This window comes from Anaerolineae bacterium (genome assembly GCA_013178165.1).
Taxonomy (GTDB): Bacteria; Chloroflexota; Anaerolineae; order Aggregatilineales; family Ch27; genus Ch27.
This window is the reverse complement of sequence record JABLXG010000006.1, coordinates 93,208-112,412: the sequence shown is the minus strand read 5'-3', so window position 1 is coordinate 112,412 and position 19,205 is coordinate 93,208. Positions and strand designations below refer to the sequence as shown.

General features: G+C 61.0%; 17 protein-coding genes and 1 pseudogene. 10 read left to right on the top strand and 8 right to left on the bottom strand.

The window, feature by feature from the left end; all coding sequences use genetic code 11:
* Positions 1–957 (bottom strand): NmrA family NAD(P)-binding protein, encoded by a 957-nt coding sequence (locus HPY64_06785; GenBank protein NPV66833.1) that lies wholly within the window; start codon positions 955–957, stop codon positions 1–3.
* 253 nt (positions 958–1,210) lie between these two features.
* Positions 1,211–2,346, bottom strand: a pseudogene (locus HPY64_06780) (ISAs1 family transposase).
* 191 nt (positions 2,347–2,537) lie between these two features.
* Here HPY64_06780 and fabF point away from each other — a divergent pair.
* Together fabF and HPY64_06770 are read left to right on the top strand one after the other, a co-directional pair.
* Complete coding sequence (fabF, locus tag HPY64_06775; protein ID NPV66832.1) at positions 2,538–3,791, top strand: beta-ketoacyl-ACP synthase II; 1,254 nt, start codon at positions 2,538–2,540, stop codon at positions 3,789–3,791.
* A complete protein-coding gene (locus HPY64_06770; protein NPV66831.1) occupies positions 3,781–4,992 on the top strand; it encodes a ketoacyl-ACP synthase III in 1,212 nt (403 codons plus the stop codon). Before fabF ends, HPY64_06770 begins: the two co-directional genes overlap by 11 nt.
* A gap of 39 nt (positions 4,993–5,031) precedes the next feature.
* Here the strand turns inward: HPY64_06770 and HPY64_06765 are convergent, their stop codons facing one another.
* The gene (locus tag HPY64_06765; GenBank protein NPV66830.1) at positions 5,032–6,279 is read right to left on the bottom strand and encodes a tyrosine--tRNA ligase; all 1,248 of its coding nucleotides are present in this window, start codon (positions 6,277–6,279) and stop codon (positions 5,032–5,034) included.
* 445 nt (positions 6,280–6,724) lie between these two features.
* On the opposite strand from HPY64_06765, the gene HPY64_06760 reads away from it, so the two are divergent.
* Positions 6,725–8,338, top strand: a complete 1,614-nt coding sequence (locus HPY64_06760) for a transporter substrate-binding domain-containing protein (protein NPV66829.1) — start codon at positions 6,725–6,727, stop codon at positions 8,336–8,338.
* A 53-nt stretch (positions 8,339–8,391) separates the two neighbouring features.
* Here HPY64_06760 and HPY64_06755 read toward each other — a convergent pair whose 3' ends face one another.
* A complete protein-coding gene (locus HPY64_06755) occupies positions 8,392–9,336 on the bottom strand; it encodes a DMT family transporter (GenBank protein NPV66828.1) in 945 nt (314 codons plus the stop codon).
* Between the two features lie 123 nt (positions 9,337–9,459).
* Between HPY64_06755 and HPY64_06750 the strand changes: the two genes are divergently transcribed.
* From HPY64_06750 to HPY64_06740, 3 genes are all read left to right on the top strand, one after another.
* Entirely contained in the window at positions 9,460–10,059 is a 600-nt protein-coding gene (locus HPY64_06750) for a superoxide dismutase (protein ID NPV66827.1), read from the top strand.
* A gap of 187 nt (positions 10,060–10,246) precedes the next feature.
* Positions 10,247–10,594 (top strand): ferredoxin family protein, encoded by a 348-nt coding sequence (locus tag HPY64_06745; GenBank protein NPV66826.1) that lies wholly within the window; start codon positions 10,247–10,249, stop codon positions 10,592–10,594.
* Between the two features lie 93 nt (positions 10,595–10,687).
* On the top strand, positions 10,688–11,095 hold the full coding sequence (locus HPY64_06740) for a M67 family metallopeptidase (protein ID NPV66825.1): 408 nt from the start codon (positions 10,688–10,690) through the stop codon (positions 11,093–11,095).
* A gap of 7 nt (positions 11,096–11,102) precedes the next feature.
* Here the strand turns inward: HPY64_06740 and HPY64_06735 are convergent, their stop codons facing one another.
* Complete coding sequence (locus tag HPY64_06735; GenBank protein ID NPV66824.1) at positions 11,103–12,686, bottom strand: hypothetical protein; 1,584 nt, start codon at positions 12,684–12,686, stop codon at positions 11,103–11,105.
* 162 nt (positions 12,687–12,848) lie between these two features.
* Between HPY64_06735 and HPY64_06730 the strand changes: the two genes are divergently transcribed.
* Together HPY64_06730 and HPY64_06725 are read left to right on the top strand one after the other, a co-directional pair.
* On the top strand, positions 12,849–13,019 hold the full coding sequence (locus HPY64_06730; protein ID NPV66823.1) for a hypothetical protein: 171 nt from the start codon (positions 12,849–12,851) through the stop codon (positions 13,017–13,019).
* 3 nt (positions 13,020–13,022) lie between these two features.
* Positions 13,023–13,835, top strand: coding sequence for a prepilin peptidase (locus tag HPY64_06725; GenBank protein ID NPV66822.1), 813 nt, complete (start codon positions 13,023–13,025; stop codon positions 13,833–13,835).
* 2 nt (positions 13,836–13,837) lie between these two features.
* Here HPY64_06725 and mnmA read toward each other — a convergent pair whose 3' ends face one another.
* Positions 13,838–14,944 (bottom strand): tRNA 2-thiouridine(34) synthase MnmA, encoded by a 1,107-nt coding sequence (gene mnmA / locus HPY64_06720; protein NPV66821.1) that lies wholly within the window; start codon positions 14,942–14,944, stop codon positions 13,838–13,840.
* On the bottom strand, positions 14,941–16,113 hold the full coding sequence (locus HPY64_06715) for a cysteine desulfurase (protein NPV66820.1): 1,173 nt from the start codon (positions 16,111–16,113) through the stop codon (positions 14,941–14,943). The genes mnmA and HPY64_06715 overlap by 4 nt, the downstream gene beginning before the upstream one ends.
* Before the next feature lie 204 nt (positions 16,114–16,317).
* On the opposite strand from HPY64_06715, the gene HPY64_06710 reads away from it, so the two are divergent.
* Complete coding sequence (locus HPY64_06710) at positions 16,318–17,184, top strand: hypothetical protein (GenBank protein ID NPV66819.1); 867 nt, start codon at positions 16,318–16,320, stop codon at positions 17,182–17,184.
* A gap of 96 nt (positions 17,185–17,280) precedes the next feature.
* Positions 17,281–18,570: a phosphopyruvate hydratase gene (gene eno, locus HPY64_06705; GenBank protein ID NPV66818.1), complete on the top strand. Its 1,290-nt coding sequence runs from the start codon at positions 17,281–17,283 to the stop codon at positions 18,568–18,570.
* 82 nt (positions 18,571–18,652) lie between these two features.
* Here eno and HPY64_06700 read toward each other — a convergent pair whose 3' ends face one another.
* Positions 18,653–19,195, bottom strand: a complete 543-nt coding sequence (locus tag HPY64_06700; GenBank protein NPV66817.1) for a zinc ribbon domain-containing protein — start codon at positions 19,193–19,195, stop codon at positions 18,653–18,655.
* Positions 19,196–19,205: the final 10 nt, after the last annotated feature.

Below are 19,205 nucleotides of genomic sequence, written 5' to 3'. Positions count from 1 at the left end.
CTAAATTCCTCGTGGCCGCCGGCGGCGGAACAGAAACCGGAACAGCTCCAGTTCGTACCGCCGTCCCGGCATATACGTTAAGAGTGTATCCTCAAAGCGAGCCGGCCGTATGCCAAACAGGTCGCCGATGGTGTCCAGAGCGGCTGTCCGGTGGCCGGCCAGGAGATCAAACCACTGGTGGGTGGCCGGCCAGCGCGGGAAGATGCGGCGGGCTACCCTTGTCAGAAAACGCAGCGTATACGGTGGCACCTGTATGATTATGCGCGGGGTATTGGTCACGCGCATGATCGTACGGACTACTTCGGTGAACGTGATGTATTCTGGCCCGCCGATCTCCAGCACGCGATCGACGGTGTCGAGATGGTCCATACTGGCCAGCAGGGCGGCAACCAGGTCCCGGATGTAAAGCGGATGCAGTAGATTCTCGCCTTCACCGGGTTGCAGGAAGATCACGGGGTTGGTCCTCAGCAACATGGCGATGTTGTTGGCAAAGCGGTCCTGCTCTCCGAATACAATACCGCTGCGGATGATGGTGTAGGGCACGCCGCTGGATACCACCAGGCCCTCGACTTGCCCTTTGAAACGCAGCAACGGGTATGCCGAGGTGGAGGCCGCGCCCAGGTGACTCATCACCACTATCCGGCCTACTCGCGCCCGACGGGTAGCCTCAAGCAGGGCGGCTGTGCCACCCAGATCGACTCGTTCCAGATCGCGGGGCCGCCCCCACCACTGAGCACTGGCCAGATGAAAGACGGTATGCACGCCGCGCAGGGCTTCACTCAAGGTGTCCGGGTCGTACAGGCTGCCATGGAAAGCATCCACCGCCAGGCCGGGCCAGGGAAGTTGAACGCTGCCCGGCGGCGCCTGGATCAGGATGCGAACCGGCCATCCGGCCCCGACCAGTGCAGGAACCAGATGCCGCCCGATAAATCCGGTTGAGCCTGTGACGAGAATCATGCGGGGCATTATAACACGCGATCTCGGACAATCATCAGGTGATTTGGGGCGGGGCGCAGATGGAGGAAGAGAACAGAAGGCCGGGGGCCAGGAAAGAACATGCGAGGTGCAGTAACGCGGCGCATAGGATACAGTGAAACTGTGCTGTCAATGATTGTCGGGCATGGTGGCATAGGGGCCATCGGAGGCAGCGGATGTGATTCCGGCGCTATGCGAGCACGAAGTGTGATGGGGCGCGACCAGGGCGATTGCATCAAATTTGTTCCAGTAACCGTTCAAGGAAGGTGATATCAAGGCCGGCCTTGAAGCGTTTGGTGCGGATACTCCCCTTGGAAGAGTCCTTTTTGATAATGTTGAGCGCCAGTGTCGCAAGATCGCCATGTTGTGGGCGGCGTGCCCGAGGCGGACCCGGGCATTGTCCTCTCTGAAGATGACGTCCAGGACCCAGTGAAGACTATTTTCAACCGCCCAGTGGAAGCGCGTGGCATCCAGGAGGGGTTCAGCCTCAGCGGGCAAGCTGCTGATGTAGTAGGCCGTGTTGAGCTCGGTCTTGTCTGGAAGTCGTCGCTCACGTTGCACCCGTATAATGGTCTGCAAATCAGTCCAACCCTCATAATTGCGGAGGTATTCGAAGGCCAGGGGGTCACTGATGGCCCAGCACCGCCGAATTTCGATGCGTCCATGGCCTTTATTGATGGTTTCGGCATAGCTGTGTGGCATCTGAGCGAATTGCACGTTGTCCGCATGCGCGAACCAGTCTTGAATGTCCTGGTGCAAGTGCCCCTGATTGTCTTTGACCCGCAGCACGTAGTCGGCCTTTTCATCGCGAATCGCCTGGGCGATCTTGGTTTGAGCACCCATCGCATCGACCGTGACAATACAGCCCGCCACTTTCAACTGGCGTAGCAGCGGCGGAATCGCCGTGATTTCATTCGATTTCGCGTCTGTCTTCCACTGCCCCAAGGCAATGCCGTTGTGCGTGGCCCACGCATTGACCATATGGATGGCGTCTTTGCCGAGGCTTCGGTTATGGCTGCGCCGTGCTGTCTTGCCGTCAATCGCAATGACTTGACCTCTACTCACCCGAAAGACCCCTTCCACCCAGCGCATGAACGCCGTCTGAAATGCCTCAGCATCCAACGCCGCGAAAAAGCGCCCGAACGTGTCGTGCGACGGTATCCCATGCGGCAGGTCGAGAAAAGTGTGCAACCATTCTTGCTTCGCTTTACCGAAGCTCTCCACATCCACCCAGCTCTCCGCTCCCGCAATAACGGCGCACACCGTTATCACGATGATATCGATGAGCTTGTGATCGCAACGCCCCTCCACTCGGGGATCGGGCAGGTCCCGAAAACTGATGAGTAAGCTGATCGGGTTTTCGTCTGACATAGTGCCTCCTGGTTAGAGGCATCCTATTATTCCCTATCAGCACTTTTGATGCGATTGCCCTGGGGCGCGACTCGCGTAACCGATCGGGGTTATATTTTGATGTATAATCTGGACTTCGACTCTGGTTCACACCGCCGGATGGGCCAGAGCCGGGTTTCCGGCAAGATGATTATTCCGGGAGGGAACACCCTGTGGAAAGACGTCGTGTGGTAGTGACTGGTATGGGCATTCTCAGCCCGATTGGCAACACAGTCAGCGAGGCGTGGCAGAACGCCGCCAATGGTGTGAGCGGCATCGACTATATCAAGCGCTTCAGCGTTGATGATCTGCCGGTGAAGTTCGGCGGCGAGGTGCGCAACTTCGACCCGGACGAGATCTTTGGACGGCGTGAGGCTCGCCACATGGATCGCCTGACGCAGTTTGCGATGGAGATCGCCCGGCAGGCTATTGAAGACGCCAGCCTGCAGGTGACCGACGATAATCGCTATGACATCGGCGTTATCGTAGGCACGGGCATCGGCGGGATCGAAAGCACCATCGAGAGCGTTTACCGGATCATCGAAAAAGGCTCACGCAGTATCAGTCCGTTCCTGGTTCCAATGATGATCCCGGATAGCGCCGCCTCCAAAGTTTCCATCACCTGGGGATTGCGCGGACCGAGCATGGCGCTTTCTACCGCCTGTGCTACCTCCAACAACGCCATCGGGGAAGCGGCGGAGATGATCCGGCGCGGGGCAGCAAAAGTCATGATCGCTGGAAGCTCGGAAGCCGGGCTGGTGCCGCTGGCGATGGCCTCCTTCAACAATATGCAGGCCATCTCCCGCCGCAACGATGACCCCAAGGGAGCCTCCCGCCCGTTTGACCGGGATCGCGATGGCTTCGTGGTCAGCGAAGGCGGGGCCTTGCTTGTCCTGGAGGATTTGGAGCACGCCCTAGCGCGGGGCGCTCACATCTACGGCGAAGTGCTGGGCTACGCCACGACTTCCGACGCCTATCATGTCACTGCACCGCTGGAAAATGGTGAAGGCGCGCAGATGGCCATGCGTAAGGCGATGGCGGACGCGGGCGTGACTATCTACGATATTGACTACATCAACGCACACGGTACCAGCACGCCGCTGAATGACCTCAGCGAGACCAACGCAATCAAGGCTGTTTTTGGCGAGCATGCCTACAATGTCCCGATCAGCTCGACCAAATCGGTTACTGGCCATCTGATGGGTTCCGCGGGTGCGGTGGAAGCGGTGTTGTGCCTGGAGGCTATCAACCACAACTTCATTCCGCCGACCATCAATTTGCATAACCCTCAGCCGGAGTGCGACCTGAACTATACCCCCAATGTGGGCGTCAGCGCGCAGCTTGATGTCGTCATGAGCAATTCCTTCGGTTTTGGGGGGCACAACGCTGTCGTGATCTTTGGCAGATTCACGGGCAATGGCCACTAACTTCCTCCATGCCCCCCGTTATGCTCACATTGTCGGCTGGGGCAAAGCGCTTCCGGAACGGGTGCTCACTAACGCCGATCTGGAAGCCATCGTGGATACTTCCGACGTCTGGATCCGCGAGCGCACCGGAATCCGTGAGCGCCGCATCGCTGGCGAGCACGATACGACTGTGTCGCTGGGATTCGCGGCGGCGCGCCAGGCGCTGGAGGTCGCCGACGTGCTGCCGGCGGAAATCGACCTGATCATCGTGGCGACCTCGACGCCTGAGCATATCTTTCCCAGCTCAGCCAGCCTGATTCAGGATGCGCTGGGCGCCAGCGCGGCGGGGGCGTTTGACCTGAGCGCCGCCTGTACCGGGTTTATCTACGCTCTCAGCATGGCGGCCCAGGCGATCATCTCAGGCAGCATTACCACGGCGCTGGTCATCGGATCGGAGACGATGTCCCGCCTTGTGAACTGGCAGGATCGCGGCACGTGTATTCTGTTCGGCGATGGCGCCGGGGCGGTGGTGTTGCGAGCCAGCGATATTCCCGGCGGCATACTGGCCAGTGTGCTTCACTCTGATGGTTCTGGCCGCGACCTGCTCAATGCGCCGCTGGTGGGCAGTCCTGATCCCGGTTTGCGCGGGAATGGGGAGGTGGCGCCGTTCAAAATGACCATGAATGGTCAGGAGGTCTTCCGTTTTGCCACGCGGGTGATCAGAGAGTCGGTCCTGGAGGTGCTGGAAAAGGCGGGCCTGACGCTGGCTGACGTGGACTGGGTGATTCCTCACCAGGCCAACGAGCGGATCATCACTCGCGCTGCCAAGAGTCTCGATCTCCCGATCGAACGCTTCATCATGAATCTGGATCAATACGGCAACACGTCTGCGGCCTCTATCCCCATTGCTATGGCGGAGGCTGCTGAGCGCGGCGATCTCAAGCCGAATGATACCGTGGTGCTGGTTGCCTTTGGCGCGGGGCTGGCCTGGGGAGCGACAGCGCTGACCTGGGGCGTCACGCCCCCGCCGGAGCAGGCTCGTCTCAATCGCTACCGGCGCGAGATGGCCTACTTCCTGGCGCGCCAGCGATCCAACCTGGTGCGGACTTTGCGGCGGTTGCTGTGGCTGGTGCAGCTTTCGCCCCTCCGCGATATCCTGCGCCGGTTGGACCACGAAGAACAGCCACCCATCGGAGGAAACGACCGGGGGTCTGCCCATTAGCCGGACAGACCCCCGTGGTGTTCTCTGGCCAGGATCGACTCAGGCTTTTTCCAGGCGGACGAATTTGCGCTTGCCCACCTGCAATACAACCGGCAGATCGTCCGGTGTGATCTCCACACTCACGTCATCAACCGGTTCACCATTGAGACGGACTCCGCCGTTCTTGATCAAACGCTTGGCTTCGCCCTTGGAGGGCGCCATGCCCAGCCGTTCCAGCAGATCGACGATCCGTTCTGGCGAGCCAAGACGCTCAACAGGCAGGTCATCAGGGATGCCACGTTCCTGGAACTTGCGGATGAAGTCCTCTTCGGCGGCCTGCGCTGCTTCTGCGCTGTGGAAGATGGTGACGATCTCCCGTGCCAGGGCCATTTTGACATCACGCGGGTGAACCCGCCCGCTGGCCAGGTCCGCTTCAAGCTGGCTGATCCGGCTTGGTGACCAGCCGAGTACCAGCTTGTGATAGATCGGCATGGCGTGATCCGGGACGCTCATGACCTTGCCGTACATATCTTCCGGCGGGGCCATGATGGGGATGTGGTTCCCCAGACTCTTGCTCATTTTGATCACGCCGTCGGTGCCCGGCAGACTTTCCCCCATGATGATCGCCACCTGGGGGCGCTGGCCCAGCGCCTGCTGGAGCTTACGCCCGGCGACGACGATATTGAAGAGTTGATCCTGCCCGCCGACCTGGACGTCAGTTTCCTGCGCCACAGCGTCGTAGGCCTGCATCAGGGCGTAAAAGAATTCATGGAGGTGAATGGCCTGACCGGCCTCGTAACGCAGGCGGAAGTTATCCCGCGCCAGGAATTGCTGCACGGTGAAATTGCTGGCCAGTTGGATGATATCGGCGAAATTGAGCTTGGACAGCCATTCGTCGTTGTAACGCACCCGTGTCCTGGCCGGGTCGAGAATTTTGAAGGCCTGCTGGGCGTAAGTCTCCGCATTCAGGCGCACCGTTTCCGGGGTGAGTTGCTCGCGGGCGCTGTCTTTATCCGAAGGGTCGCCGATCAGGCTGGTGAACGTCCCGATCAGGAACGTCACATCATGGCCCAGGTCCTGAAACTGGCGTAGCTTGCGCATGGTGATGGTGTGACCGAGGTGCAGGTCAGTTGTACGCGGATCGTAGCCACAATAGACACGCAGCGGCCGCCCGGTCTTTTCCGATTCGATCAGCCGCTCACGCAATTCCTGCGCCATGACGGCTTTCGTGTGTGGGTCGCCGTATTCTGTGCCCTGCATCAGGGTTTCGACTTGCTCGTCTATTGAAGGCCGAACCGCTACAGACATGTTTTTCGCTCCTCCGATCACTGTTGGCGAAACAGCAGTATTATACCACATGCCATCTCTCCCACGATGCGTGTGGGATTGTTGATTAGCGGAATCGGACGCCGGCCATTTCGCCAGGAGGTAGCGGCAAACCGGAGGACTGGCTGGCGTTTTCTGGCCAAGGCTGGCAATATCTGGCACAATGCATATCTTTATGACCGGAACCTGACTGTGGGTGTGAGGCTGGAAAGTTATGTCCAATGGGAAGGGGCTGCTTGCCCTGTGGGGTGTTCTGCTTCTGGTGCTCGGAGCTTGTCAGGCTGCGCCATCACAGCCGTTGCCACCGGAAAATGGCGTTTTTGCTGCAGCGACGCCTGCAATAGTGTTGATCGGCGCTGGTGCCAGCGCAACATCGACGCCGGCTGTTATCTCCCAGGCTGTTCCAACGCTGCCGGTACCAACGCCGGTGCCGGCAAATATTCTGGTTCAGCCCACGCCACGGCCTTCAGTCTCGGCGCTGGAGCGCATCCGCGCCGATGGCGTGTTGCGGGTTGGCGTCCTGTACAACACTCCGCCGATGAGTAGCCTGAGTGAACGGGGGCAGGTGGTCGGCTATGAGGCTGATCTGGCCCGCGCCATTGCCGAGGACTGGGGGGTAGAAGCTGAATTCGTGCAGGTGACGCGCCAGACGGCGATCGACATGCTCCTGGCCGGTGAGGTGGATGTTCTGCTGGCTGGCGTGGTGCATCGCCGCGAGGCGGAAGCCGACCTGGCTTTTTCACACACCTACTTTGCCAGCGGTCAGATGTTCCTGGTGCGCCAGGATTCCCCGATTCAGGACCTGAACGGGGTGATCGGGCGGCGGGTTGGGGTAGTGCAGGGCACAGCCAGCGAACGCGCCCTGGGGCGGGCCATGAGTGTGGAGCAATTCACCGTGACGCCGCAGGTCTACCTGACGCTTGACCAGGCAGTCGGGGCGCTGGGCAGCGGTGAAATCGACGCGCTGCTGGCCAACCGGGTGGAACTGTTGATGGCCATGCGTACGGTGCAGGAGGTGCGGCTGTTGTCCGAACCTCTGGAGCCGGAGCCGTATGCGGTGGCGATGCGCCGCTATGATGATGCGCTGCGCTATCTGGTCGATCGTTCGCTGCAACGAATCTACGCGGCGGGCAAACTGGATGAGATGCGGCGCACCTGGTTCCCCAATGTGACGTTTTCGCTGGAGATCCCGGTATGGGAAGGCGTGAATGATGACACACGCGGGTTGAACGACTTTGATGCGGCGCTGGTGTACCCGGAATCTTCGGTGATCGACCGGTTGCTGGCCGGGGAGCCGTTGCGCGTGGCCGGGCTGGCCAGCGAAGATACCCCGCTTGGCGGTCTGAACCTGCGGCTGGATATGTTCTATCGGGCGCTGGTGAATGAGCTGGCGGCGCGGTGGGGTGTGCCGGTGGCCGTGGCCCCGGAGTCAACAGCCAATGCGGCTGAACTGGTGGCTGGCGGCCAGGCCGATCTGGGTGTCGGGGTCAGCCCGAACTGGACCGGGCCGTTCGAAGTGGCTTACACGGCCCCGCTGATCCGGCACGGCGACCGGATGATGCGGCTGGTGAATAGCCCGATTGAGGGCTACGCCGACCTGCGCGGTGGGCGCTGGGTAGGCATCTTCGCCAGTGAGCCGGGAACGGCTGACCGGGTCAACGAACTGGCGGAAAGCGTTCGAACAGCCGTCAACATCTTCACGATCATCAATGACGAAGATGCTGTCTATTCCCTGACGGTTGACAAGAATGTGGATGTCGTCTTTGGCGACAGTCTGCGCCTGATCCCGCAGGTTGAAGCGAACCCGACCCTGGTCGAACTGACTGATCGCTGGTACAGCGTGGAGTACTATACGCTGGCCGTGCCGCGCCGCGACCCGGACTTCTGGGCGCTCGTTGAGGTTACGTTGCAGACTATGGCCGCTGATGGCACATTTGACGCCCTCTGGGAGCAGCATATGGCGATTGGCGATCCGATCGGCTTCGAGCAGTGGCCGGGTGACACTGACCAGTTTCAGGGCGTCCGGATCAGCGGGGAGTAGCTGCGATGGCGTATGGCCAGCATGGCGCAGGTATGTGCGACTTAGCGCCGGGGTCATTCCACGGGGATATCGGGGGGGATGGGTGGGTTGGCGGACCGGGCGGTTGTCTGCTGAGCCACGAACACGCCAAGCAAGATCAGCCCTGCGCCAACGACTTGCAGCACCGCTGGCGCTTCCCCCAGGAAGATGAATGCCAGGACGCTGCTGCCGGCAGGTTCTGCCAGGCTGACCAGGCTCACATAAGCCGCCGGGAGATGCCCCAGCGCGTAGTTGAATGACGAATGGCCGATAAGCTGGGGGATAACGGCCAGCATGAGCATCCAGAAGTATGCCGTCGGGCTGTAGTCTGCTAGAGAGCCGCCAGTCAGGGCGACGGCCAGCAGCAGCACGATGGCTGCTGTGCCATAGACCAGCCAGATATATGCCACCACGCTCAGGTTGGCCCTCAGGCGGCGCCCGGTGATCAGGTACAGGGCAACAGCAATCGCGCCGGTCAGGGCCAGCACGCTGCCCACTAGTGGCGCAGGTTGCGGGCCGGAGGCGCTGTTGTCCTCGGCCAGCGTGATCAACATGCCGCCGGCGAAAGCAATGATGATTCCGAACAGGATGCGCCGGTCGAATGCTTCGCGGATCAATAGCGGGGCCAGCAGGGCTACCCAGAGTGGGCTGGTAGAGACGAGTACCACGCTGATCAGCACAGACGTGTGCTCCAGCGATGTGATCCAGCTGGCAAAGTGAATGGCCAGGAAGCAGCCGGAGGCCAGCGCCAGGCTGTACCCGGCGAGAGAAAGACGACGCAGCTCTCCGCGGTAGCCCTGCAGAGCGACCGGAGTCAGCAATAGCGCGGCCAGTGACAGGCGGATGGCGGCAATAGTCAGCGAGGGGACGCCTTCCTGCTGGGTATAGCGGATAAAGAGCGACGCGGTAGAAGCGGCCAGCACGCCAATAGCCAGCGCAAGATAGGGTGAGGGTGGCCGAACTCTGCGGAGAGCGCGCATTTCTTACGCGTTTCTATCGTTCTATTTTTGACACATTTGGGATGATTTGGTTAGAATATGGTGTGGCTGGATGGTAGCATTGTGCTCAACCAATGTCAATTGGTTTAGAGGAGATCAGCAAAAATGGCTTTTGAACTTCCCCCGCTTCCTTATGACTATAACGCGCTGGAACCGTATATCGATGAAGCGACGATGCGGCTGCATCATGACAAGCATCACGCCGCTTACACCAACAATCTTAACGCTGCTATTGAAGGCACCGATCTGGCTAATCTGAGCATCGAGGAAATCCTGCGCAAGGGTGTGGCGGTGCTGCCCACAGCGGTACGCAACCACGGCGGTGGTTTTTATAACCACAATCTTTTCTGGCGGATGATGAGTCCACGGGGCGGCGGTACGCCCACGGGCGAGCTGGCCAAAGCCATCAACCAGACTTTTGGCGGTTTTGACACCTTTAAGGAGCAGTTTTCCAAGGCGGCAGCGACTCTGTTTGGCTCCGGCTGGGCCTGGCTTGTCTACGCCAGCGGCAGGCTAGAAGTCAGCAGCACTCCCAACCAGGACTGCCCGCTGATGGAAGGCAAGACGCCCCTCCTGGCTCTGGATGTCTGGGAGCACGCTTACTACCTGAAGTACCAGAACCGCCGTCCGGAATACATTGCTGCGTGGTGGAATGTGGTCAACTGGGACTACGTGGCGGAGCTTTACGCCGCCGCCAGGGGCTAACCGACGGGCAATCTGGCTCATAGTAGCCACAAGGTCAAAGTCCTCTTCCTGGCCGGGAAGGGGACTTTTGTCATGACTTTTGGGGAAGTTCGGAGCTTCAATTGCTTGCCACCGGGGGAGGGTTACTGGTATAGTGTTGCTTGAAGCTGAGCAAGCCCTCTTAAGCTAACTGGTGAGGAGAGAGGAAATGACTCACATCATCACGAGTCTGTGCCTGCGTGATGGCGCTTGCGTCGAGGTGTGCCCGGTCGAGTGCATTGTTCCAGGCTTCCCGGAGTCAGAGTGGCCCTGGTACTTCATTGACCCTGACACCTGCATTGACTGCGGTGCCTGTGTTCCGGAATGCCCGTTTGAGGCCATCTTCCCTGAGGAAGAAGTACCGGCCCAGTATACGATGGCTGCTGGCCAGGAACGTTATCCTTTCGGCGGGGAACGCTATACTGCCAAGGGTGGCGAGGTGGTGGATCTGACCGCGGACATCCAGCACAACTACGACTTCTTCTCGAAAGGTCCTGGTTACGACTCTGCCCCGTAAGGGGGGAGAGCCAGTTTGCCAGTTGCAGCATGAGAGACGCCACCCCCTGCGTGGCGTCTCTTTAGTTATCAGAAAGGGGGCGGAGGCGGTGCGATGCTGTCGCTCCCAGTGGCGATGGTCGAGGCGATGATCGCCCATGCTCGCCAGGTCTATCCCGATGAGGCATGCGGCCTGATCGGCGGGATCGGCACAGAGGGGCGGATGATCTGGCCGATCCACAATGTAGCTGATGACCCTATGGTGCGCTTCCGCATGGCACCTGACGAGCAGGTGCGTGCTCTTGCCGCCTTCGAAGGCCGGGGATGGGAGTTGATCGCCATCTATCATTCGCACCCGACTGGCCCGCCGCGGCCCTCGGATACCGATATCGCCGAAGCGCAGTACCCTGCCGCCTTCTACATCATTATCAGCCTGGCGGATCTGATTCACCCTGCTGTGACGGTGTGGACCATCCGCGATGGGCGGGCGCGGTCCGTCCTGTGGCAGGTCAAATCAGACTGATCCATGCTTATGGTTGCCGCGAGAGTGCATCGTAGCGCAGCCAGCTGTTGCGCTCCAGCAGAATCCCGGTGATAGCCTCGTTGTAGACGATGACATCCTTGCCCTGCCACAGAGGTATCAGGTCTACCCTGGCCAGAATCTCCTGCTGGATAGCATTGTAGAGTTCAGCGTGCTGTTGTTCATCCCGGGTCAGGCCAAGTTCCAGCAGCATGCGGTCAACCGTTGCGCTGCTGTAACCGGCTCCGGCGGGGATCGGGCTATCCGAGCGAGCCAGAGGGATGAGGTAGGCTATTGGGCTGGCAAAGGCCGGTCGCCAGCCAATGATGGCGCACAGGTATTCGCCGCGGTTAATGGCCCCGATGAAGGTCGGAGTCAGGCTATCGTTGATGGCTACGGTGGCGATAATCTCACTACTTTCGATGGCCCGGCGTATCTCGGCGGCAGCGCTGGCCATGCGGTCGCCATAAGCATCGGTGGCGATCAGGAGCGCGGTGCTGATCGGACGGCGGCGAGGGCGGTACCCCGCTTCACTCAGGATAGCGTCCGCTTGGTTCGGGTCGCGGACGGGAAAAGGTACATTGTCGGCCTTCAGTTCTGGCGGCAGTACGGTGTACAAAGGCAGGACAGCATCGCGCAGGCCAAGGCTGGCGGACGCTTCACGATCGACGAGAAGAGCGAAGGCTTGTCGGATAGCCGGGTCTTCAAAGGAATCCAGGCCGCTGATGCTCATCGGTGTATGGTTAAGCAGCAGATAGTAGGTTTGCAGGTTAGGCTGGTCAAGCCGGATCAGCGCCGGGTCCCGGGCCAGATGCGCCAGGTCCGGTTCGGCCAGAGCGCGCCAGGCGATATCTACCTCGCGGCTTTCCAGCGCCCGGCGAAGATCGATCGGTATGGCGTAGCGGCGCAGCACAACCCGATCGTTGGCTGGCGCCGGGCCACGATAGGCGGGATCGGGCATCAGGGTTATAGCGGTGTCAGGCTCAAAAGAGTCGATTCGGTATGGCCCGTTGCCGATCAGAGTCAACATGTCTTCCACCGCCAGTACGCTATTGTCCGGGTAGACAGCCGGATGCTGGGGGAAGAATTGAGGTAGCGCCAGCAGCGGCTTGATATCCGGCAGCGGGACCTGCAGCCTGATGGTCAGGACATTGCCCTCTTCTGCGGCGGCGCTGACGACATAGCGCCCGATGACATCCGCGCCTTCCCGGCCCAGGTTCAGGACACGGGTGATCGATCGGGCAAAGGTCGCGGCGGAGATCGGGGTGCCATCGGCGAAGGCGGCGTCACTGCGGATGGTGAAGTAGTGCTCCAGACCGTCGGCGCTGATACGGTGTTCCGCCGCCAGGGCCAGTTCAAAGTCCAGCGTGCCCGGTCGCTGGCGGGTCAGGCCGGTATAGAGATGGTTCAGCACTTCTACCGACGGCAGGTCAACGGCGGTGGCGGGGTCCAACGAGCGCGGAAAATCGGTCGTGCCGATCGTGATGGTCACGGGTGTTTGCCCGGTTATGGACGGGCTGCTCATTTCCGGCAGGCCGGACAGGATTGCCAATCCGATGAGCAGTGCAGTAGCCATTCGCTTCAGGTCGATCAAGGCTGAACTCCCGGTGGTTGATGGTGGACAGTTCTGGCGCTGTGGCCGGAGGTGATTCTACCACGCTGTTGTCCCCGGTACGGCCGGTGCGTTGGCCAGTCATTGACCGGGCTGGACGTGGTATAATGGCCCCGCTCGATCGTTGTGGAGGGTAGGATTCACGTGGCCAAGAAGCGCACTGCTAGGAATAAGCTCCTGAATTCCCGCTCGCGTCAGCAGCGTATTGCCCTGATCATCACCGCTGTCATCGCGGTGATCATGGTGCTGAGCATGATCATCTCGCTGCTTCCGCCGCCACCTGCAGGACTGCTCCTGCTAGGTTTGGGGCTGTAGCCGATGTCCATCATTGACATAGTGCTGGGCGGGCTGATCGGTATCCTAGCTGGTGGAATTGCCAACGCGCTGGCGGATTACCTGCCAGCGGCGCGTTTTGTTGCCGCCGGTGAGGCGGATGCTAGAGGCCGTCCGTTGCGCCCGCACTACCCGGACGGATCGGTTCGCCAGCCGGTCACCTGGCTGGCATTGCTGGCCTTTGCCGCCGGGCGGCGGGAATCACCGGGCGGGGCGCGGCTGGGATGGCGGCATCTGCTGGTAGAGGCCGGGCTGGGTATCGCCTGCGCTCTGATTGTGGGGCATTATGGCTGGTCCGGACAAACGCTTTTCAACCTGCTCGTTGTGGCAATCCTGGCGTTAATCACAGTCATCGACATCGAACATCGCCTGATTTTGCTGGCAGTGATTCTTCCGGCGTGTCTGGTGGCGCTGCTGAGAAGCTTATTCGCGCCACCCCCTGCCTGGCAGGATGCCGTGCTTGGCGGCGGGCTGGGCTTCCTGCTGTTCTTTGTGATGTATCTGGGCGGGCTGGGCTTTTCCCGCCTGATGCGGACAGATACAGTGGCCTTTGGCTTTGGCGATGTGTTGCTGGGAACGCTGAGCGGGATGCTGCTGGGCTGGCGGCTGATACTCCTCGCGCTGATCCTGACGATCTTGCTGGGGGCAGCGGGATCGCTCCTGTATCTGCTGAGCCGCTTTATCAGCCGGCGGCGTTACAGCCTGTTCACGGCGTTGCCCTACGGGCCTTATATTGTGCTGGCGACTGTCCTGATGATATTCTGGCGGGATGAGATCCGCGCCCTGCTGATCCGCTGATCTTACGGGCCATCAACTGCCTGTTCGATGATTCCGCTGCCCAGGCAACGATCGCCATCATAGAACACTGCGCCCTGGCCAGGGGCGATATCACGCAGTGGCGCATCAAAGCGGACGTGAACGCGATCGCCGGACAGAGGGGTAACAGTTGCGGTGGCAGGCCGGGCCTTGTAGCGGATCTTCACTGTCGCCCGCAGGGATTCCGCTGGTGGCTCCCCGCTAATCCAGTTCACGTCGCGGGCTACCAGCACGATCTTTCCCAGTTCGGCGCGCGTCCCGACGATCAGAGCGTTGCGGGTTGTATCCTTGGCCAGGACGTACAGCGGTTCGGCATAGCTGATGCCCAGTCCCTTGCGCTGGCCGATGGTGTAATCCGGCAGGCCGGTGTGCTGCCCCAGGATGTCGCCGGCAGTCGTCATGATCGGGCCGGGGCGGATGGCATCCGAAGCGTACTGGCGCAGGAAGCGCCGGTAGTCGCCGTCCGCCAGGAAGCACAGGTCCTGGCTATCGTGCTTGCTGGCGACGGGCAGGCCAAATCGTTCCGCCAGGGCGCGCACTTCTGCTTTGTGGTAGTCCCCAACGGGAAACAGCGCATGCCGGAGTTGCTCCTGTCGCAGGACGCTCAGGACGTAGCTCTGGTCTTTGGCCTCATCGATCCCTTTGAGTAACGCTATGCGCCCGTCGCTGGCGCGCCACAGGCGGGCATAATGCCCGGTGGCCAGGTATTCCGCGTCCAGAGCCAGAGCGTGGTTCAGCAGGTGAGTGAAGCGGATGTGCCGGTTACAGGCCAGGCAGGGATTAGGCGTTTCGCCGGAAGCATAGCCGTCGATGAAGCGCTGGACGATCTGCTGGCGGAAGACCTCGCGCGTGTCGAGGACATAAAATGGGATTCCCAGCAGGTCGGCCACACGGCGGGCATCACGCATTTGATCAGGTGTGCAGCAGCGGTTATGCGTATCGCAGACCTGGTCTTCGGCGACGAAGTCCTCCGCCCACAGGCGTAGCATCATGCCGACGACTTCATACCCCTGTTCGATCAACAGAGCAGCAGCGACCGAGCTATCTACGCCGCCGCTCATGGCAACGACGACACGCGGACCGGGCATCAGCCAGCTACTCCCAGCTTGCGGACGCGCTCAACTGCATCCGGGATAACTTCCAGAGCGTAGTCGATATCTTCGTCTGTGGTGTGGCGGCCAACGGTCAGGCGCAGGCCACCCAGCGCCCAGGTGCGGTCGAAGCCCATGCTGAGCAGGACAGCAGACGGCTCCGGGCTGCCGACCTTGCAGGCGCTGCCACTGCTGGCGGCGATGCCCTTGAGATCGAGATGCATCAGCAGGGCGTTGCCATCGACATGCTGAAACACGAAACTGGCATTGTTGGGCAACCGTTCGCGGGGGTGACCGGTCAGTTGTGCATCCGGCACACGGGCCAGAATGCCGTCGATGAGCCGGTCGCGGAGTTGCTGGTAACGGGCGTTGTATTGGGTGGCTTCCTCGTAGGCGATTTCCAGGGCGCGGGCCAGCCCAACGATAAAAGCCACGTTGTGTGTCCCGGCACGCCGACCGTTTTCCTGCCCGCCGCCGCTCTGGCTGGGGGCCAGGGCGATGCCGTTGCGAACGTAGAGGGCACCGATGCCCTTGGGACCGTAGAACTTATGGGCGGAGATCGCCAGCAGGTCAACGCCTAGGGCCTGCACGTCCAGCGGAAGCTGCCCGGCAGCTTGCACGGCGTCGGTATGCATCAGCGCGCCGTGCTGGTGCGCGGTGGCGGCAATGGCTGCCAGCGGCTGGACAGTGCCAACCTCATTGTTGGCGTACATCACGCTGACCAGCGCCGTATCCTCCCGGCAGGCGCGAGCTACGTCCGCTGGATCGACGCGGGCATGACGGTCTACGGGGACCTGGGTTACGGCAAAGCCGAGCAGTTCGGCCAGCTGGCGAGCCGTCTGGGTGACGGCGCTGTGCTCGACCGGAGAGGTCACCAGGTGCTGGCCGCGACCATCCCGGCGGGCCATCAGCATAGCCCCGCGCAGGGCCAGATTGTCGCTTTCCGAGCCGCAACTGGTGAAGACGATCTCGCCCGGTGTGCAGCCCAGAATGCGGGCGACGCGCTCTCGCGCGTCCTCGACCGCCTGCTCCGCGGCGCGACCGAAGCGGTGAATGGAGGAGGGGTTGCCGTACGTTTCGGTAAAGAACGGGAGCATGGCGTCCAGCACCCGGGGGTCGACAGGGGTGGTGGCCGCGTAATCCAGGTAGACCATACGGCTGGAAGACATGGCTGACTCCATTCACTGATTCACGCAATTATGCTGATTGGCATCTATTTTACCGCAGCGATCGCTCTATGACGATGATCAGCCAACGTTGGTGGCAAGTCGCATTGTGGGGAGTACCACGGCGCACTATAATCAGCACCGTTTGCAGGCAGCTTGCGCTTGGCGGCAAAGACCATGGCCAGGGTTCATACGTGGCGGTTTCGCGTGCGGTCCTACGAACTGGACGCCCTGCGGCACGTGAATAACGCTGTCTACCAGAACTACTTTGAAGAAGCCGCCACGCGGGCCAGCGCGGAGGCAGGCTTTCCGTACGACTGGTACTTCCGGCAGAAGCGCGCCTGGGTGATTCGCCAGATGCTCATCCGCTACATCGCTCCACTGCGCTACGGGGATGAGGTCGAACTGCGCACATGGGTATCGGATGTGCACCGCATCTACAGCCATCGGGAGTACGATCTGCGCCGGGCTGGTAGCGGCGAACCGGTTGCCCGCGGGCGGGCCAAGTGGGTCTACGTGAACCTGGAGACAATGCGCCCGGAACGCATCCCGCCAGAGGCGGAAGAGGTTTTTGAGCCTACTGGCGAGCTGGAAGACCTGCACATTCGCCTGCGCGGCGCGGAGGAATTCCTGGAGAGCTACCGCTACCAGACCGAGCGGCGAGTGCAGCGCTACGAGCTTGATCCAGCCGGGCACGTGAACAACGCGGTATACCTGCGCTGGTTTGAGCAGGCGATGTGGGATGCGTTTGAGCGTGCCGGCTGGCCGCTGGAGCGCATCATCGACAACGGCCTGGGAATGGTGCAGGTCGGCCATGAGGTTGACTATTTGCGCCCGGCTCTGAATGGCATGAAGCTGCGCATTATCAGCCAGCCAGTCGCATTGAGCCGCACACGTGGTGCGTGGCTGCACGAGATCGTTGAAGCTGGCAGCGGCGAGGTGCTAACGCGGGACTATTCGGTGGGTGCGTTTCTGGACTTGGCCACGGGCAGGCCCTGTGCGCTGCCGGGTGAAATTCGGGGGCCATTGCTCAGTGGTCCGGATGGGAAGGAACCGGCCAACAGCGGGGACTAGACAGGTTGGCGGCCGGCGGCATATGCAGAGACGCCGGATGGCGTATAGGTTTGCGCGCACAGGCGCGCAACTAGACAGCATACAGGAGAGAGCAAGATGACAATTATCGAATCAGTTCACGCTCGGGAAGTTCTTGATTCCCGCGGCAATCCTACTATTGAAGTCGAAGTCACGCTGATGGATGGCTCCTTCGGGAGTGTGATCGTGCCCAGTGGCGCTTCTACTGGCGAGCATGAAGCCGTCGAATTGCGCGATGGCGACAAGGCGCGCTATGGCGGCAAGGGCGTACTGAAGGCAGTCCAGAATGTCAATGAGACGATCGCTGAGGCTCTGGTTGGCCTGGACGCGCTGGAGCAGAAGAGCATTGATCAGTACTTGATCGAGCTGGATGGGACGCCCAATAAGAGCAAACTGGGCGCGAATGCGATCCTGGGTGCGTCGCTGGCGGTGGCCAAGGCTGCGGCGGATAGCGTAGGACTGCCTCTGTACCGCTATCTGGGCGGCGTGTATGCGCACAGACTGCCGGTGCCGATGATGAACATCATGAACGGCGGCAAGCACGCGGCCAACAGCACCGACTTTCAGGAATTCATGATCATGCCCGTTGGCGCGCCGAATTTTGCGGAGGCCCTGCGCTGGTGTTCTGAAGTCTATCAGAGTCTGAAGAGCGTGCTCAGCAAGAAGGGGCTGCGCACGACGGTTGGTGACGAGGGTGGGTTTGCCCCCAGCCTGCCGACCAATGACTCCGCAGTTGAGGTGATCCTCGAGGCGATTGAAAAGGCTGGCTACAAAGCGGGTGAGCAGATCTTCATCGCTCTGGACCCGGCCGCCAGCGAGATTTATGAAGATGGCAAATACCATCTCAAGACGGAAGGCCGCAGCTTGACCGGTGAGGAAATGGTCGCGTTCTGGGCCGATTGGGTGGCCAAGTACCCGATCATCTCGCTGGAAGACGGCCTGGCGGAAAACGACTGGGAAAACTGGGCGCGGTTGACGGCGCGCATTGGTGACCGCGTTCAGGTGGTTGGCGATGACCTGCTGGTAACTAACCCGGAGCGCGTGGCGCGGGGCATCAAGGAGAAGTCCGCCAATTCGCTGCTGTGCAAGCTCAATCAGATCGGGACGCTAACCGAGACGATGGCAGCCTGCGAACTGAGCTTCCGCCATAACTGGACGGTCGTAGTCAGCCATCGCAGCGGCGAGTCTGAGGATGCGACCATCGCTGACCTGGTGGTGGCGCTGAACGCGGGCCAGATCAAGACCGGTGCGCCGGCGCGGTCGGACCGTATCGCCAAGTACAACCAGCTTCTGCGCATTGAGGAAGACCTTGGTGACGCGGCGGAGTACGCCGGGTTCAACGCTTTCCCGAACATCAAACGCTTCTAGAAGGTTGCACACCCGTAGAAAGCAATGCGAGGGCGCCAGTCGTGGCGCCCTCATTTGCTGTTTATGGAGGTTTGCGGCTCGATCAGCCGCGATATGGATCGGTGTCAACAAACTCAAGCGATGGTTCGGCGGCAACACGACTGGTGGACGGATAACGGCTACCAGCGCTGCCCGCGGCTTCGGCGGCTATCGGTTGGGCTGCGGCGCAATATGGGCACTGCATCCAGGCAAGTTCCAGTATCCGCCCGCATTTGACGCAGGACTTGCGCAACGTCGTGTGGCAGTGCGGGCAGACATGCCACTCCCGATCGGTCGGACGGCTGCAACCGGGGCAGATGGGCTTTTCCTCGATGCTCTGGAGCAGCGCTTCTTCTTCCAGCGAGCGTTCGTAGGCCTCGGTCAGGGTTTCCTTGGGGCGGAGCAGCAGGTAGATCACCAGCCCTGGCAGAAACAGGACGGCGACGAGAAGGGCAGCCGCCAGCGATGCCAGGCTATCGCGGGAACGCGCCCGGTGATCGCGGTACGTCCACAAGATCAGCGCCAGCCAGAAGGCGGCAGTATACATGCCCAGCAGGGTGATAATGACCAGGGCAGCGTTGCTCAGCGTAGCGGTGTCCACTGTCAACCCGACTCCC